Annotated in this window: 15 protein-coding genes and 1 pseudogene; 4 read left to right on the forward strand and 12 right to left on the reverse strand. The window is 58.4% G+C overall.

The features are described 5' to 3' along the window. The first annotated feature begins 63 nt into the window (after nt 1-63). The gene (gene glmS, locus ACQ4MJ_RS00505; RefSeq protein ID WP_431150771.1) at nt 64-1,977 is read left to right on the forward strand and encodes a glutamine--fructose-6-phosphate transaminase (isomerizing); all 1,914 of its coding nucleotides are present in this window, start codon (nt 64-66) and stop codon (nt 1,975-1,977) included. A gap of 234 nt (nt 1,978-2,211) precedes the next feature. Here the strand turns inward: glmS and ACQ4MJ_RS00510 are convergent, their stop codons facing one another. Continuing rightward, nucleotides 2,212-2,496 carry an antitoxin gene (locus ACQ4MJ_RS00510; protein WP_056638830.1) on the reverse strand — a complete coding sequence of 95 codons (285 nt, stop codon included), beginning with the start codon at nt 2,494-2,496 and terminating at the stop codon, nt 2,212-2,214. Between the two features lie 236 nt (nt 2,497-2,732). Between ACQ4MJ_RS00510 and ACQ4MJ_RS00515 the strand changes: the two are divergent. The 3 genes and pseudogenes from ACQ4MJ_RS00515 to istB form a co-directional block, all read left to right on the forward strand. Next, nucleotides 2,733-2,978 (forward strand): annotated as a pseudogene (locus tag ACQ4MJ_RS00515) (transposase); the annotation flags it as partial. A 117-nt stretch (nt 2,979-3,095) separates the two neighbouring features. Next, on the forward strand, nt 3,096-4,622 hold the full coding sequence (istA, locus tag ACQ4MJ_RS00520; RefSeq protein WP_056637686.1) for an IS21 family transposase: 1,527 nt from the start codon (nt 3,096-3,098) through the stop codon (nt 4,620-4,622). Next, entirely contained in the window at nt 4,615-5,400 is a 786-nt protein-coding gene (gene istB, locus ACQ4MJ_RS00525) for an IS21-like element helper ATPase IstB (RefSeq protein ID WP_024815605.1), read from the forward strand. The genes istA and istB overlap by 8 nt, the downstream gene beginning before the upstream one ends. 268 nt (nt 5,401-5,668) lie before the next feature. Here the strand turns inward: istB and ACQ4MJ_RS00530 are convergent, their stop codons facing one another. The 11 genes from ACQ4MJ_RS00530 to ACQ4MJ_RS00580 form a co-directional block, all read right to left on the reverse strand. Further along, on the reverse strand, nt 5,669-5,857 hold the full coding sequence (locus ACQ4MJ_RS00530; protein WP_146191287.1) for a hypothetical protein: 189 nt from the start codon (nt 5,855-5,857) through the stop codon (nt 5,669-5,671). Beyond that, entirely contained in the window at nt 5,854-6,534 is a 681-nt protein-coding gene (locus tag ACQ4MJ_RS00535; protein ID WP_056743877.1) for a TetR/AcrR family transcriptional regulator, read from the reverse strand. Before ACQ4MJ_RS00535 ends, ACQ4MJ_RS00530 begins: the two co-directional genes overlap by 4 nt. A gap of 96 nt (nt 6,535-6,630) precedes the next feature. Next, nucleotides 6,631-7,782 (reverse strand): acyl-CoA dehydrogenase family protein, encoded by a 1,152-nt coding sequence (locus ACQ4MJ_RS00540; protein ID WP_056743879.1) that lies wholly within the window; start codon nt 7,780-7,782, stop codon nt 6,631-6,633. Between the two features lie 43 nt (nt 7,783-7,825). Further along, nucleotides 7,826-8,614 carry an ABC transporter ATP-binding protein gene (locus ACQ4MJ_RS00545; RefSeq protein WP_056743881.1) on the reverse strand — a complete coding sequence of 263 codons (789 nt, stop codon included), beginning with the start codon at nt 8,612-8,614 and terminating at the stop codon, nt 7,826-7,828. Nucleotides 8,615-8,674: 60 nt separating this feature from the next. Continuing rightward, nucleotides 8,675-9,925, reverse strand: coding sequence for an ABC transporter substrate-binding protein (locus ACQ4MJ_RS00550; protein WP_083235468.1), 1,251 nt, complete (start codon nt 9,923-9,925; stop codon nt 8,675-8,677). Nucleotides 9,926-10,010: 85 nt separating this feature from the next. Further along, entirely contained in the window at nt 10,011-11,069 is a 1,059-nt protein-coding gene (locus ACQ4MJ_RS00555) for a branched-chain amino acid ABC transporter permease (protein ID WP_231940635.1), read from the reverse strand. Beyond that, nucleotides 11,066-11,950, reverse strand: coding sequence for a branched-chain amino acid ABC transporter permease (locus ACQ4MJ_RS00560; RefSeq protein WP_056743883.1), 885 nt, complete (start codon nt 11,948-11,950; stop codon nt 11,066-11,068). The genes ACQ4MJ_RS00555 and ACQ4MJ_RS00560 overlap by 4 nt, the downstream gene beginning before the upstream one ends. Continuing rightward, nucleotides 11,947-13,914, reverse strand: a complete 1,968-nt coding sequence (locus ACQ4MJ_RS00565; protein WP_056743885.1) for an AMP-dependent synthetase/ligase — start codon at nt 13,912-13,914, stop codon at nt 11,947-11,949. The genes ACQ4MJ_RS00560 and ACQ4MJ_RS00565 overlap by 4 nt, the downstream gene beginning before the upstream one ends. Further along, complete coding sequence (locus ACQ4MJ_RS00570) at nt 13,911-14,708, reverse strand: ABC transporter ATP-binding protein (protein WP_056642819.1); 798 nt, start codon at nt 14,706-14,708, stop codon at nt 13,911-13,913. Before ACQ4MJ_RS00570 ends, ACQ4MJ_RS00565 begins: the two co-directional genes overlap by 4 nt. A gap of 112 nt (nt 14,709-14,820) precedes the next feature. Further along, the gene (locus ACQ4MJ_RS00575; RefSeq protein ID WP_056642823.1) at nt 14,821-15,582 is read right to left on the reverse strand and encodes an SDR family NAD(P)-dependent oxidoreductase; all 762 of its coding nucleotides are present in this window, start codon (nt 15,580-15,582) and stop codon (nt 14,821-14,823) included. Between the two features lie 33 nt (nt 15,583-15,615). After that, nucleotides 15,616-16,854, reverse strand: coding sequence for a thiolase family protein (locus tag ACQ4MJ_RS00580; RefSeq protein WP_056642825.1), 1,239 nt, complete (start codon nt 16,852-16,854; stop codon nt 15,616-15,618). Between the last annotated feature and the right edge of the window lie 54 nt (nt 16,855-16,908).

Raw genomic sequence — 16,908 nt, forward strand, 5'->3', positions numbered from 1 at the left:
TCGATAATTTTTCTCGACGCTGCGTACGATCCGCCCATCGAATCCAACCCAAGGGCAAACACCATGTGCGGCATCGTCGGCGCGGTCTCTACGCGCAACATCGTTCCCATCCTCGTCCAGGGCCTGCAGCGGCTTGAATACCGGGGCTATGACTCCTGCGGCGTGGCGGTACATGCCTCCAGCCTCGATGCAGCGCGCCCGGCAGGCCTGCAGCGCGCCCGCAGCACCGCCCGCGTGGCTGAGTTGCTGGAGCAGGTGACCACCGAACACATCGACGGTGCCACCGGCATTGCCCACACCCGCTGGGCCACCCATGGCGCGCCCGCCGTGCACAACGCCCACCCGCACTTCAGCCACGGCACTGGCGCAGACGCGCAGGCCCAAAGCGCAGGCCGAGTAGCCTTGGTGCACAACGGCATCATTGAAAACCACGAAGAACTGCGCAAGGCGCTGCAGGCACGCGGCTATGTGTTTGTGAGCCAGACCGACACCGAAGTCATCGCCCACCTGGTGGACAGCCACTACAGCGGCGACCTGTTTGAAGCCGTGCAGGCCACCGTGGCCGAACTGCACGGCGCCTACGCCATCGCCGTGATGCACAAGGACGAACCGCACCGCGTGGTGGGTGCACGCGCTGGTTCGCCGCTGATCCTGGGGGTTGGAAACGGGGGCGCAGAGCACTTTCTGGCCAGCGATGCCATGGCCCTGGCGGGCGTCACTGACCAGATCGTTTATCTGGAAGAGGGTGACCTGGTGGACCTGCAGCTGGGCCGCTACTGGATCGTGCGCAAGGACGGTGCCGCACTCACGCCCGAACAGCGCCCCGTGCGCACCGTGCTGGCCCACAGCGGCGCGGCCGAGCTGGGCCCCTACCGCCACTACATGCAAAAGGAAATCTTCGAGCAACCGCGTGCCATCGCCGACACGCTCGAAGGTCTGGCAGGCATCGTGCCCGAGCTGTTCGACGGCGCGGGCCAGCATGGCGAACCTGACGCCGCCGCCTGGCGTGTGTTCAAGGAAATCGACAGCGTGTTGATCCTGGCCTGCGGCACCAGCTACTACAGCGGCTGCACCGCCAAATACTGGCTCGAAGACATCGCGGGCATCCCCACGCAAGTCGAAGTGGCCAGCGAATACCGCTACCGCACCAGCGTGCCCAACCCACGCACCCTGGTTGTCACCATCAGCCAGTCTGGCGAGACCGCTGACACCCTGGCCGCGTTGCGCCACGCGCAGAGCCTGGGCATGCAGCACACGCTGACCATCTGCAATGTGGCCACCAGCGCCATGGTGCGCGAATGCAAGCTGGCGTACATCACGCGCGCCGGTGTCGAGATCGGTGTGGCCAGCACCAAGGCCTTCACCACCCAGCTGGCAGGCTTGTTTTTACTGACGCTGGCGCTGGCCCAATCCAAAGGCCGTTTGAGCGACGAGCAAGAAGCCGCCCACCTCAAAACCATGCGCCACCTGCCCGTGGCCTTGCAGGCCGTGCTGGCGCTGGAGCCACAAATCATCAGCTGGGCCGAAGACTTTGCCCGGATGGAAAACGCTCTCTTTTTGGGCCGGGGGCTGCACTACCCCATTGCGCTGGAAGGCGCCTTGAAGCTCAAGGAAATCAGCTACATCCACGCCGAGGCCTACCCGGCCGGTGAACTCAAGCACGGTCCCCTGGCCCTGGTGACCAGTGCCATGCCCGTGGTCACCGTGGCGCCCAATGACACCTTGCTCGAAAAGCTCAAGAGCAACATGCAGGAAGTGCGCGCGCGCGCTGGCGTGCTCTACGTGCTGGCCGACGCCGATACCCGCATCGAAAGCAGCGAGGGCATCCATGTCATCCGCATGCCCGAGCACTACGGCCCCTTGAGCCCGCTGCTGCACGTGGTGCCGCTGCAGCTGCTGGCGTACCACACCGCGTGTGCGCGGGGGACGGATGTGGATAAGCCCAGGAACCTGGCCAAGAGTGTCACAGTGGAGTGACACGCTGGCTGGGGGTGACTCCTTCCTTAATTGACTAAAGTTATGGACTTTTTCATGTATAAAAATTAGATTTCAACAATTATTTTTCGATTGTGGGAATTTTCTACAAATTTGACTCATGCACTGTGGGTCGTAAAGATAGCTCTGCAGCCTGTAGATAAAGCCCCAAGGGTACCTGTCACCGGAAGCGGTTCGGACGGACGCATGAACGACAAGGAGTCGTGAATCCACGCACTACCTCGGGCTCAACAGGCTGGACGTCAAACCACACGTTCCTGAATTTGGCAAGCGTTCGCGCACCGCCATGAAGTCGGCCGAGGTCTTCACCCCCGAAGCAAAGAAGTCAGACCAATCGGTTGGACGCGGGGTCAACACCAGCCTCTCGCCATCGCGGCGGATGAACACCTCACGGACGGAATCGGCAAACCTGAATCCGGGCGGCAACACTACCGTCTGGGAGCCATTGCTCCAGCCGACGCGGGCTATCAGCAAAGGGTTGGTGGTGTGCTTTTTCGGCATGTCATCCTCCAGCAAAAAGACTGCTTATGCGAACAACTGCCCCCTTCGGCAGATCCTCATTGGCCACTGCCTGAAGCACCGATATCTGCGCAGGAGATAGCGGCCCATCGTCGGTATTCTGGGTAATTAAAGTCGTAAACACGCAATTAAAGTCGTAAACAAGCATCTAGGGAAATCCTGCAAAACCCCCCGCAGTGTTTGGTACATGTCAGCATGCAATGGCATCCTCACAGGCCATGAAGCAAAGCAGCCTTGACCTGAATCTGAGCACCAAGAAGACCCGCAAACAGGAACTGCTGGTCCAGATGGATCGGGTGGTTCCCTGGGCTGCATTGATCGATGTCATTGCCCCGTACTACCCCGAGGGCAAGAACGGCCGCCCACCCTTTGCCCTGGAGACCATGCTGCGCATCCACTGCATGCAGCAGTGGTTTACCTTGTCGGATCTGGCGATGGAAGAAGCCCTCTTTGACACCCCGATCTGTTGACGCCGACCGAAAACTGAGCCACTTTTTGGTGTGATGCCGACCTAAAACTGAGCCAGGTGTTTTACCTACCCTGCTGTTTTGTGCAGCAAGGGAATGAAGAGGGTGATCACCATGGACATGATTGGCAAGATACGGCGGATGCACCGCCGGGACAAGAAGACGAAGCGGGAGATATCGAGGGCCACGGGCCTGTCGCGCAACACGGTGGCCAAGTGGCTGGACGAGGCGCAGCCGGTCGAGCCCAAGTACCGCCGGGAGGCGGCGAAGGCGACCAAGCTGTCGGCGCACGAGGCGGAGCTCAAGCAAGCCTTGAAGGCCGATGCCAAGCGGCCCAAGAAGGAGCGGCGCACGGCCAAGGCCTTGTTCACGCAGATCAAGGCAGCGGGCTACGAAGGTGGCTACACGCGGGTGACGGACTTCATCCGCAAGTGGCGCCAAGGTGAAGGCCAACAGGCGGCCTGCAAGGCCTTCGTGCCATTGACTTTCGAGCTTGGCGAGGCCTTCCAGTTCGACTGGAGCGAAGACGGCTTGCTGGTGGGCGGGGTGTACTACCGCATGCAGGTCTCGCACATGAAGCTGTGTGCCAGTGGGGCCTTCTGGCTGGTGGCCTACCCCAGCCAAGGCCACGAGATGCTGTTCGATGCGCACACCCGCAGCTTTGCAGCGCTGGGTGGCGTGGCACGCCGTGGCATCTACGACAACATGAAGACGGCGGTCGACAAAGTCAAGAAGGGCAAAGGCCGCGTGGTCAATGCGCGCTTTGCAGCCATGTGCGCGCACTATCTGTTCGACCCTGATTTTTGCAACCGTGCCAGCGGCTGGGAGAAGGGGCGCGTGGAGAAGGATGTGCAAGACAGCCGCCGTCGCATCTGGGTGGAGGCGGGGCAACGGCGCTTTGGCAGCTTTACCGAGCTCAATGCGTGGCTGGGCGAGCGCTGCCGGGCTCTGTGGCGAGAGCTGCGCCACCCGCAGCACAAAGCGTTCAGCATCGCCGAGATGCTGGAGCTGGAGCAAAGCCACCTGATGCCGATGCCGGTGGCCTTTGATGGCTATGTTGAGAACCCGGCCAAGGTGAGCAGCACCTGCCTGGTGACGGTGGCGCGCAACCGCTACTCGGTGCCCTGCGAATGGGCGGGGCAAATGGTCAGCACACACCTGTACCCGGCGCAGATCGTGGTGGTGGCCGGCGATGCTATGGTGGCCACGCACGAGCGCCTGAGCGATCGCAACCAGACCCGCTACGACTGGCAGCATTACGTGCCGCTGATCGAGCGCAAGCCGGGCGCGCTGCGCAACGGCGCGCCCTTTGCAGACCTGCCCGAGCCATTGCAGCGCATGCGCAAAGGCTTGCTGCACCAGGAGGGGGGCGACAGGGTGATGGCGCAGGTACTGGCCGAGGTGCCCAAGCAAGGGCTGGACGCCGTGCTGGTGGCGGTGGAGTTGGCCCTGGAGAGTGCGCCGCCATCGGGGCGGGTGAGCACCGAGCACGTCATCAACGTGCTCGGCCGCCTGCAAGCGCAGCCCCTGCCCGAGACGGTTGCGACCAACCTGCAAGTGAGCCAGACACCCCTGGCCGACACGGCGCGCTATGACAGCCTGCGCGCTGGCAGCGACATGCAGGAGGCCGATCATGCGTGAGCTGGACAAGGAGTTCAAAGAGCTGCGCCTGTACGGCATGGCCGGGGCCTGGGAGGACCTGGTCAAGCAAGGCGGCCACGCCACGCTGGAGAGCTCGCGCTGGCTGCTGGAGCACCTGCTGCAAGCGGAAGTCACGGACAGAGCCATGCGCTCAGTGAGCTACCAGATGCACACGGCGAAGTTCCCCGTGCACCGCGACCTGGCGGGCTTCGACTTCGAATGCTCGCCCGTGGACAAAAAGCTCATCGAGCAGTTGGCCAGCATGGCGTTCACCGAGCAGGCGCACAACGTGGTGCTGGTGGGTGGCCCCGGCACGGGCAAGACGCATCTGGCCACGGCCATCGGCGTGGCGGGCATCACGCGCCATGGCTCACGCGTGCGGTTTTACTCCACGGTGGACCTGGTCAACGCACTGGAGCAGGAGAAGGCCCAAGGCAAGGCAGGCCGCATCGCAGCGAGCTTGCAGCGCATGGACCTGGTCATCCTTGATGAGCTGGGCTACCTGCCCTTCAGCCAGGCAGGCGGCGCCTTGCTGTTCCACCTGCTGAGCAAGCTCTACGAGCAGACCAGCGTGATGATCACCACCAACCTGGACTTCAAGGAATGGTCCAGCGTGTTCGGCGATGCCAAGATGACCACGGCACTGCTGGATCGACTCACGCACCACTGCCACATCGTCGAGACGGGCAACGAGTCCCACAGGTTCATGCACAGCACAGCCGTGGCCAAGAAACGCATCAAGGCACGCGAACAGGCCAAGAAGGCTGAGCCGTTCTGAGCGGCTCAAGGGCAAGCCGCTACGGGCTTCGCCCTGCGCGGCTTACCCTCAACGGACGACCACCGAGCTCGATCACCAAGGAGACCAAAACCGACCCAAGGCACTACACTTATCCACAGCCGACCTTCACAGGTTGGCCATTAGCCCTGGCTCAAAATTCAATCGGCACGGTGGCTCAATTTTGAATCGGCGCCAACACACTAATTCATTGGGCCATCGCACACGCCTTGAAAGCCGCCTTGGATTCCCGTGTGGGCCGACCAGCTTCTCAGCATCCCATCGTCGAAGCAGAAAGACTCGCATTGGCTGCCTCGAAGAACTCGACCACCTTGCCATCCTGATCAAGCCTGAAGACCTGATTCCAGCACCGGTTTCCGCCATGCACGACGATGTCCGCCAGAATTGCCTCACTGCGAAGAACACAACCGGAAGCCCAAGCCTGTTGCGCCAGATTCACGCTTGACTGGGACGAATACCATGCGCAAGAAAACCGATAAAAATATCGGCCACTTCGTCGCTTCCAAGGCTGCCATCGATATGCATCCATTGGGTAATCGAGCTAACAGCGCCCATGAACCAGAACACCGCCAATTTCACGTTGCACGGGGCAATGGAACCATCCTGAACACCCCCCTCGAGCACTTTGCGCAGCTCTTGATCAAACTTTCGCCGACGCAAAGTGATTTTTTTCTGATCCGCCACAGTCATACCGGAGAAATCCTGGAGGATCGCCGGTGCGCCCATTTCATCCGTTAGCAACGAGATGTAGTTCTTAATGAAGACCGAGATCCGACCGAAACCAGTATTTTCCGAAGCGATCGCGTCTTGCAAGACGCGATCTCCCAAATGCATGGCGAGCTCGTGGCATTCGTAGACAAGTTCCTGCTTGTTCTTGAAGTAGTAGTAGAGGGCAGGCTTGGTGACGTTGAGCGTTTTTGCAATCTCGTCCAAGGACACATTCTTGTACCCATGGCGGCCAAATGCGCGCGAAGCTTCCGCAATGACAGCTTGCTTTTTGAGCTGGTACTGCTCATCCGCGCCGCTGACCGCATTGTTCCATTTTGCGCCCTTGCCCGATCTTTTGGCAGCATTGCGTGTCAGTGACTTGGGCTTTGCCTCAATTGGCGTACTCATTGGTGTTGTTTTCCTTGAGGGCATTCGTATCGCTAACTGAGGCAAAGTGTATCGAACTGCTTTCGCCGATAGGCCTGCGGAGAAAGGCCGTGCTCATCAGCCAGCCAAGATACTGCGCGCAATGATCAACTTTTGAATGTGACTAGTGCCTTCGTAGATCTTTGTAACGCGCACATCGCGATAATAGCGCTCGACCGGGAAGTCGTTGACATACCCGTAGCCACCATGCACTTGCAGCGCCGCAGAGCAAACCTTTTCAGCCATTTCGCTGGCATAGAGTTTAGCAACGGAGGCCTCCTTACTGGTTGGCAGGCCCGCATCCGTAAGACGAGCTGCATACAGCATGTACTGGTGCGCCACCTCAACCTGCATGGCCATTTCCGCCAAATCAAAGCTAATGGCCTGCAGTTCGGTGAGTGGCTTGCCATAGGCCTCGCGCTCTTTGGCGTAGCGGATGGCTGCCTCCAGCGCTGCACGGGCAATGCCGATGGCCAGGGCGGCGATTGCGATGCGCCCATCGGACAACAGCGATAGTGCTTTGCCATACCCGCGCCCTTCCTCACCGATCATGTTCTGAACTGGAACACGCATGTTGTCCAGCTGAATCTGAGCCGTGTGGGCCGTGTGCTGGCCCAGCTTCCTTTCGATACGCAAGCATTGGTAGCCTGGATCTTCGGGGTCCGCGATGAACAGGCTGAAGCGGTGACGGGCACCTGGTTCCGCAGTTGCTGCCACGACGAGCGCAAAGCCCGCTTCACTGCCATTGGAAATCCATTGTTTGCTGCCATTGATCACATAAACGTCGCCGTCCCGCTTAGCCGTGGTCCGGATGGCTGCGGTATCCGAGCCTGCATGGGGCTCTGACAATAAAAAGGCACCAATGCGCTTGCCACTGGCCAGATCCGGCAGATGGCGGGCCATCTGTTGTTCGGTTCCAAAACTACGTAACACGTGCGCAGCTGAGTTGTGGACGTGCATCATGGTGGCGAAGCCACCATCGGCCGCTGCGAATTCTTCAATAGCCAGGCAATACTCCACGAATGAAAGCCCGGAACCGCCGTATGCTGGCGGGGCGAGCATGCCCATGAAGCCTACGTCGGCAACTGCCTTGATTTCGTCGTGTGGCCAAGCCCCCGTGCGATCACGTTCGGCGGCCGTGCTACCCACCACTTCAGTCGCGACACGCCGGGCAGACTCCCGAATAATGACTTCTTGTTCGCTCAGCAATGCATTGGAAACGATGCTCATAAACCCATCCTTGAAAACTTGGAAAACGACTGACCCAATGCGGTCAACCCAGCCAGCGCTTGCGGCGGCGGTAATGTTTCATGTCGCGGAAACTCTTGCGCTCCCCATCGACCGTCAGGCCGAGGTAGAACTCTCGAACGTCCTCGTTGGTCTTTAAGCTGTTGGAGGGGCCCTCTAACACGATCCGTCCGCTCTCCATCACATAGCCGTAGTCGGCTAAATCCAGAGCGACGCGGGTGTTTTGCTCCACGATCAGCAGAGTCAGACCGCTGGTCTTGAGGTCACTCAGCAAACCATAGACCTCATCGACCATCAGCGGAGCCAAGCCGAGCGAAGGCTCGTCGATCATCACCAACTTAGGCTTGGCCATCAGGGCCCGTCCAATTACCAGCAATTGCTGCTCGCCGCCCGACAGGTAACCTGCTGTGCGAGTACGCAAGGCTTTCAGACGCTTGATGCGGCTATACACCTCATCAAGCATTTCCTTGGCATCGCCAGCGCTGCCCATATGACCGCCCACCACCAGGTTCTGCTCCACTGTCATGTGGCGGAGAACCTTGCGCCCTTCCATGACATGTACCAACCCCTTGCGAACGACATCGACGGGGTTGGCACCGGTGATGTCCGCACCATCAAATTGAATACTCCCCGCCGTCACACGACCATCCTCTGTCCTGACCAGGTTGGAGATGGCCTTGAGCGTGGTGCTCTTGCCAGCGCCATTGGCGCCCAGCAAGGTCACGCACTGTCCAGCGGGGACTTTGGCGGTAATGCCTTTGACAGCAAGAATGACGTCGCTGTAGAGGACTTCAACGTTGTTCAGTTCAAGCACGGGTAGCTCCAGATGATGTGGCCTGGGTCTCGGTGGCCCGAGACCCAGGCCGATTTGCAATTACCACTTGTTCAACACAGGAACCGGAACGTTCTGCTCGAGAAGTTTGTACTTTCCCTTTTCGACGGTGCCGATGTTGACGGCTGTGCCCGAGGTCGGGAACGGCGCATCATTGTTGAACTTGATATTGGGCAACAAGCCAAAACTGCGCTCGGTAGGCATGGGGGTGGACAGCAGTGCAGCGCGAACCTCTTCGCCCGTCACACCGCCAGCACCTTTGACCTTGACAACATTTTCAACGGCACGAACCGTCAACATCGCTTGGCTCATGCCCATAATGCAGGCAGAGTTATAGGCGGCTTGCAACTTGTATTGGCTGCGCAGTTTCTCGAAGAAGTCCCGTGCCGGTGTTGCGCCTTCGGCGGCCATGGCCATGCCATAGACCTCATAGTTTCCATCCATTTGGCTCAGGTCACCCAGCGCTTTCCCCGACGAAAGCAACCCGTTATGAGCGCTAACCACTATCGGAATATTGGTTTTTCCAAGGCTTTGCAGGGCGCGCCGTGTCGCCACTACCGATGCTGTATTGTTGAACACCTGCAGTACCGTGGCCCCCTTGCGGACCAGGCGGCTGACCTGCTGGGTAAGGTCGGTCGGCTGTGCTTCGGTATAAATCGTTTCAACGACTTCAATGATCTTCGGATTGTCCTTAGCGAACTTCTCGACACCTTTGTGGATGTCCACGTAGGCCGGCGATACTTCCGATGAAATCACCCCCACCTTGAGAGGAGCAGACGAACCCGACTTCTTCTGCATCCACACATAAAACGCAGCCGCTTCGTGCGGGTAAGTGGCACGGGCATTGAACACCCAGTTATCACCCTTCCAAGCAAATCCATATCCTGCTGTCGACTGGACAAGAGGCACCTTGTCACTAGGCAAGCGCTGCTGCAGCGCATTGGTATCTGCACCGCCCACACCCAGAACAGCCACCGGGTTGAGCTCGGACTTGATGCCTGGCCAGAGGCTGGCCACTTGGGCGACGTCATAGCGGGTGTCGAAATCCTTGATTCGCAATGCGACGCCCTGCGCTTTACCGACCTCTTCGCTCCACCAGTCGAGCACCGCACGGCGGCATCCCGTCATATCTTTCATGATGTCTGCGAAAGGTCCGGTGAAGTCAGCCAGGCCAGCCACGTTGTAAGTAGTCTGAGCTTGTGCCATGCCGCCAAGGCACAAGGCTGACGCCAGTAAAGCGCCGCGTTGCCCCAGTTTGACCATTGCCGACAACTTTGCTCGATTCGTTTTCATAAAAAAAGTCTCCTTTTGTAGTAGCGCTTTGCATTGGAGCAGCCCTTCCCAGCGCCTAAGGTGGCTGCAGAAAACAGGATTGCGGTCAATATGGGTAAGGCCACATGCGATAAGACCGCTTGACGATGTTCCACCGGTGCATCAGACCGCGTGGCTCAAAGATCAGAAAGGCCGCGATGACTCCACCCAGGAAAATATTCATCACTGCGAAAACAACATCTCCGCTCAGGAAGGAAAAGTTCTCGACCAGTGAAGGGCCCACGATGGTGATCGTCTCCTGGGCAGTACGGATAACAAACACGCCGATCAGCGCGCCCGTCACCGACCCCATGCCACCCACAATGATCATCGCGATGAACCATATCGAGTGGATCAGGGTGAACTGGTCAATCGCCACGAACCTGACGTAGTAAGCCCAGAGCCCTCCACCGATGCCCGCGTAAAACGCACCCAGCAAGAAGGCAAGTACCTTGGTGCGCACGACATTGATGCCCATCATTCCTGAGGCCACGTCGTCATCGCGCACTGCCGCAAAAATTCGACCATGGCGGCTGCGTGCGACGCCGTAGGCGCCCGCAATCATGATGAAGGCCACTACCAGACACAGGTAGTAAATGCGGGTATCGGTGTTGAAAACGAAACCAAGGAGCTGTGCTGGTTCCAGAGTGATGCCGTTAGATCCCCCCAGCCACTTGGCAGGCAGGTTGAGCACAAAGAAGTGGAACAAAATCTGCGCAGCAATCGTGGTCAAGGCAAGGTAAAAACCCTTTATGCGCATTGCGGTTAATCCAAACACCAGCCCAAAAAGCGCCGCGCACAGCCCGCCGATGGGCAAAGCCAGCCAGAAAGGCAGGTGGCCTTTCGTCGCTAGGAGCGCTGTTGCATACGCACCAACCCCCATGAACGCAGCTTGACCCAAATTGATCTGACCCGCTAGACCAGTATTGATCTGCAGCCCCATGACCACCACTGCAGTAATCAGCATAGAGGTCATGATCGCCACCCAGCGGACCTCGCTGATCAGGGGCAGCGCAAACAACGCTATAACAAACAGGCCCAATGCCACCGCCTGGCTGCGCGTGCGAATTAGTGCTTGGTCTTTGGCGAAAGAAGTCGCGAATACACCTGCGGGATCCATGCTCATACCCTCTCAATGGTTTTCCACCCGAACATGCCGGTGGGACGAATTAACAACACCACCAGCATGATGATGAAAGGAAAGACGGAGCCCAGCGCTCCCCCCACCAGGGGATCGAGATAGGCCGAAGCCAAACCCTGAATCACACCCACCAAAACACCGGCGATCAGCAAACCTGCGAGGGACTCCAACCCAGCCAGCAAGGCCACCGGCAAGGCAGCCAGGCCGATGTCGGAGCTCATCATGTTGATGGAGCGGCCACTCAAATGCACTATCGCCCCCAGTGTGGAAAGCACGGATCCCAGCACCCACGCAAAGGCAATGGAACGCTGCACCGAGATGCCCATGGACATGGCCACCTGGTGGTCTTCCGCCACGGCCGTCATGGTCAAGCCAGCCCTTGTCCGGTTGAAAAACCAGGAGAGGCCAACGCCGATGAAGATGGTCATAATTCCACCGTAGAGCATCGAACGGGAGACGATGAGATCGCCAACGATGATCGGATCCAGAGGAAAGATGATCGGAAAAGCACGCACCTGTGGACCAAAAAGCACCAACACAACGCCTCGGATCAGAATCAAGAGACCGATCGTCACCATGACCATCGAGAAGACGGATTCCCCAACCAGACGGGCAAAAAATATCCGCTCAATCATGAAACCAAAAATTGCAGCACTAACGAATGCCACGGGCAATCCGACCCACAGCGGTAGACCCATCTGAATAATCGTCCACCACACCATGTAGCCGCCAAAGACCACCAACTCACCTTGTGCAAAGTTGAACACCTTTGACGCGCGATAGATCACGACGAAACCCATGGCGATCAACGCATACAGAAGCCCTGACAGCGCACCGTTTATCAGGTAGTTAATAAAATCGATCATTTCCGTCCTCTGCTTCGGGCTGCGCCCAGGTGGTCTGACCCTGCGGCGTCCGTGTCATGGATGGACACCAGAGCCTCGAAATTGCCGCGCCGACCGTCCTGGTAGGTCACAGGAATATCGATACGCACGGCGTGCAAGCCGTCATATAAACCGTTGATCAGCGTGGCGTATCGCACCTCCAGGAATTCGCGCCGCAGCTTTCTCGAACGTGTTAGTTCGCCCTCGTCCGGATCAAGCTCTTTTGGAAAATTGGCGAATCGCTTGACCCGCGCATGCGCCGGCAAAAACTGATTCACACGGGTAATTTCCTGACTGATCAACTCTGCGACCTCTGGCCGCTGTGACAAATCGGTAAAGGTTGAAAATCCGATCCGCTTGTCTTCTGCCCACCGCGACAGAACAGCCATGTCGATATTGATGAGAGCGGCCACGAAGTCCCTCGTCTCGTCTCCCACCGTCATGATGTCCTTGATGAAGGGACTGAACCGAAGGCGGGTCTCGACGAACTGCGGCGGGAAGGTTTCTCCGCTGCGCAAACGCTTGAGGTCCGACAACCGCTCCAGGAACACGAGCTCGCCTAGCTCAGTTTTCGTTACGGCATCGCCCGTGTAGAACCAGCCATCTTTCACCTTCGACTCTACGGAACCCTCTCTGCGGTAGTAGCCCAGAAACGGGCTTCCGCCACGAATCTGCAGCTCTCCGTCCGCACTCAAGCGCCATTCCAATGGTGGGCCCGCCTCTGGATGCGCCTTCATCCAGTGCCCTACGGTCTCCAGATCAAATCGGTCACCCTGGTGGCATGTCAGCAACCCGGTTTCGGTGGAGCCATAGATGTTGCGCAGAGGTATACCCATGGCATGGAACATGCGAAACACATCCGGTGCCATGGTGGCACCACCGCAGCTGGCACAGCGCAGCCGGGTCAGGCCGAGCAGATCTCGCAACGGGCGCAGAACCAGTGCATTGGCGATAGGAAACAGCAACCGGTCCAGCAGGCCAACGGGTTTTCCATCCAAGCGCCCCACATTAACGGTGTGACCGATCTTCATGCCCCACTCGTAGACACCTCGTCGAATGGGTCCTGCGTCGAGCATGTGCGCCTGCACAGAGGACGCCATGCTTTCCCACTGGCGCGGAGCAAATGTCATACCTTCCACCGCCAATTCCCGAATGTTGGACAACACCTGCTCCGGGCCCTCGGGGAAGTTCACTACCATGGGCAATCCCAATCCCATGGTGATGCCATATATTTGTTCAGTGGCCCAGGATGGCGCGATGTAACTCAGGTATTCCATACCCGGCTTCACATCCATGGAATCGATCAAGCGCTGGGCGTTGTCGATCAAAAAGCGATGCGTGAGGATCACGCCCTTGGGCTGCCCCGTCGTGCCGGAAGTGTAAGAAAGAACCGCTATGTCATCGGGGGCTCCCGCATCCACTAGCGCGTCGTACATCTTTCCGTTACGTTGATGGATTTCACGCCCTTGCCGCTGCATGCCATCGAAGGTTTGCAGGATGGGGTCGTTATACGACCACATACCCGTTTCATCCCAATACACAATGTGGCGCATCTTCAACGTCTTGTTCCGGACATCCAGGCCCTTGTCAACCTGCTCTTGGTCCTGCGCGAACAAGATGACTGCTTCGCTGTCGTCCAAAAGATAGGCCACCTCCTCCGAAGTGAGGTCCGGGTACATGGATACAACTTTGCATCCCAGTGCATGCGCGGCATACTCGGCCCAGTAATGCTGCGGCTCATTCTCACCAATGATGGCAATGGTCTCACCCGCTTTGACGCCTGCTTGGTGCATGCCCAGCGCAATCTCTCGAACGTTGCGCTGCACATCCGCAAAGCTGTACTCCCGCCAAATGCCGCGCTGCTTATGGCGCTGGGAAAGACGGTTGGGGTTAGCATGCGCATGCTTGCGCAGCAACTGGGGAAGGGTCGCGATTTCGAGTTTCATTGGACGCCCTCCCCAAGATAGGCTTTAAGCACTGCGGGATTAGCCTGGATCTCCTTGGGCGTTCCATCGGCGATCTTGCGTCCAAAGTCCAGCACAGCGATGCGGTCAGCCAGGTCCATCACCACACCCATGTCGTGCTCCACCAAAACAATAGGAATGCGCTTTGCCTCGCGCACATCCAGAATGAAACGTGCCAAGTCTTCTTTCTCTTCAGTATTCATACCGGCCATAGGCTCATCCATCAACAGAATCTTCGGGTCTTGGGCCAGTGCGCGCCCCAAGTCCACGCGCTTGCGAAGCCCATAACCGAGGCTGCCCACCGGCGCATGCCGGATGGATTCAATTTCAAGAAATTCAATGATTTCTTCCACCACCTCCCGATGCAAAACTTCTTCCCGTTTTGCCGGGCCGAAATGGAAAAATGACTGCACGAGATTGGCCCGCATGTGCATGTGGCGCCCCACCATCAGGTTCTCGATAACGGTCATGCCCGAAAAAATGTGCGTACCTTGAAAGGTGCGCGCTAGGCCCTGTGCCGCCACGTCGTGAACCGCCATGTCGCGCACGTTGTGCCCGGCCAGGGATATCTCGCCTTTCTTGGGGCGGTAGAACCCGCTCAGGCAGTTCATCAGAGAAGACTTTCCCGCTCCGTTCGGCCCGATGATTGCCAGCAGCTCGTCCTTGCGCACATCAATCGAAACATCATTCAGCGCCACAACTCCACCGAACTGCAGCAGCAGATTCTGGGCTGTCAGCACCACGCCTTCCCGCTGGCTTTGAATGGCTGCATTCATTGGTACCTCCACTCTGAATTCTTGGCTTTGTCCATCGAATTTCCTTCATAAGACCTTTGCAGGGTCTACGCATCCATTTGCGGGAATGCTCGCAGCGATCAATGGACCACGACTAACAACGGACACCCGCATCCAGGCTGATCGTGGTGGCATTCAAATAGGCGTTTTCCACAACGTGCCGAACCAGTCCACCGAACTCTTGTGCCTGCCCCATGCGATGAGGAAAGAGGATGACGTTGTCAATAATGTTTTGCGACACCTTCGTTGGCATGCCTGCAGACATGGCGGTCTCAAACAGACCAGGCGCCACGGCCACCACTCGGATTCCGTGTTGCGCAAGATCCCGCGCCACCGGAAGCGTCATTCCAATGACCGCCGCTTTGCTGGCGCTATATGCGGCCTGGCCCACTTGACCCTGCCACGCAGCACCAGATGACGTGTTCACGATGACCCCCCGTTCACCGTCGACATTGGGCTCGTTCTGCGACATGGCCAACGACGCATAGCGCACCACGTTGAATGTCCCGGTCAGGTTGATGGCGATCACCCGGTTCCAAAGATCCATCGGGAATAACTCGCCCTTTGAAAGCGTCTTGCAGGGACCCAGAATTCCCGCGCAATTTACCGCCACATGCAGCGCACCAAATTCCGCCACTGCCGCGTCTACGCCAGCCTTCACACTGGCCTCGTCCGAAACATCAACCTTCTGGATTCGCACGCGCTCGCCCATCGGCAGCACCTCGCTCGCAAGGCGCTCTTCGTCCAGATCAACCGCCATGACGCTCGCTCCGGCCGCAAGCAATGCCTTGCAAGTGGCGAGCCCCAGGCCTGAAGCAGCTCCTGTGACGAAGGCAATGGTATTTTTGACATCCATACTGTTTCTCTTGTCTCTTATTGAGTGCAGCGCTCAGCGCGCCAAGATGGTGATACAGGCAACAGCTTCTTCAATGCCCTCAAGACCGCCACCGTTTTCTGCCAGCGCAATCCTTGCGTCAGTCACCTGCCGCAGTCCGGCTTCCCCGCGAAGCTGAGTTACCAACTCATGGACTTGGGCAATACCGGTGGCCCCAACAGGGTGCCCCTTAGACTCCAGGCCGCCGGACGGATTAACGGGAATGCGGCCACCAATCCGGGTATCACCCCGCTCGGCAATCACACCGCCCATGCCGAACTCACAGAAACCGAGGTTTTCTGTCTGAATGATTTCACCCATGGCCGTGGCATCGTGCACCTCGGCCACCGAGATATCTGCTGGGCCAACACCTGCCAGTTCATATGCCCTGCGCGAAGCCAGTGCTGTGCAGTGGTTGGTGTAGTCGTCTTCGCTCCGGTCGGAACCGCTTTGCACTACTGCCGCCAACACCTTGATGGCACGCTTTTCATCGATGTTCAAGCGCATAAGCGCCGAGCGTGTGCAAATGATGGCTGCTGCTGCGCCATCAGACACCGGGGAGCACATGGGCAGAGTCAATGGGTAGGTGATCGGCGGCGCGGCGAGCACCTCTTCGATGCTGTAAGCCATCCGGTACTGCGACAGCGGGTTGTGCATGGAGTGCGCGTGGTTCTTGGATGAAACGGCGGCTAACTGGCGCTGCGTCGTCCCGAAAGTGCGCATGTGCGATCGTGCAAACGCCGCATACACGTCCATGAAAACGCTGTACGGCCTGGGTGAGGTACTCCCCTCGGGCACCGCCACGTCGCGCCCCATCTTCATCAACTCCCCACGAATCTCTTCTGCACGCGAGAGATCCCAGGCACTGTCAAACACCGAGAACATCTTGAGCTTGTCGGATGAGAACATCTTCTCTGCACCAACAGCCAAAGCGACATCGCCAGCACCCGACTTGAGGTGATTGCAGGCTAGAACGAACGCCGACGAGCCGCTTGCACAAGCGTTTTCGACGTTCACCACCGGAATGCGCCCAATCCCCATGGCCCGCAGCGCAATTTGCCCACGAATCATGTGCTGGCCATCCATATGCCCCTGGGAAGTGTTCCCAAAAAAGGCCGCTTCCAAGTCTTCTTTTTCCAATCCCGCGTCCGCCAAAGCAGCCGCCGTGGCCTCGCGTGTGAGCGCCTTGATGTCTTTGTCCAGATGCCGTCCGAATGGCGTCATCCCCACACCAACCACATAGATATCTTCCATCGCATTTCTCCGTGGCGGATCTTCTTGATCCATGAAAGTCAAATAAATTACTTT

Origin of the sequence: Acidovorax facilis (genome assembly GCF_050626955.1) — a bacterium.
GTDB classification, from domain to species: domain Bacteria; phylum Pseudomonadota; class Gammaproteobacteria; order Burkholderiales; family Burkholderiaceae_C; genus Acidovorax; species Acidovorax facilis.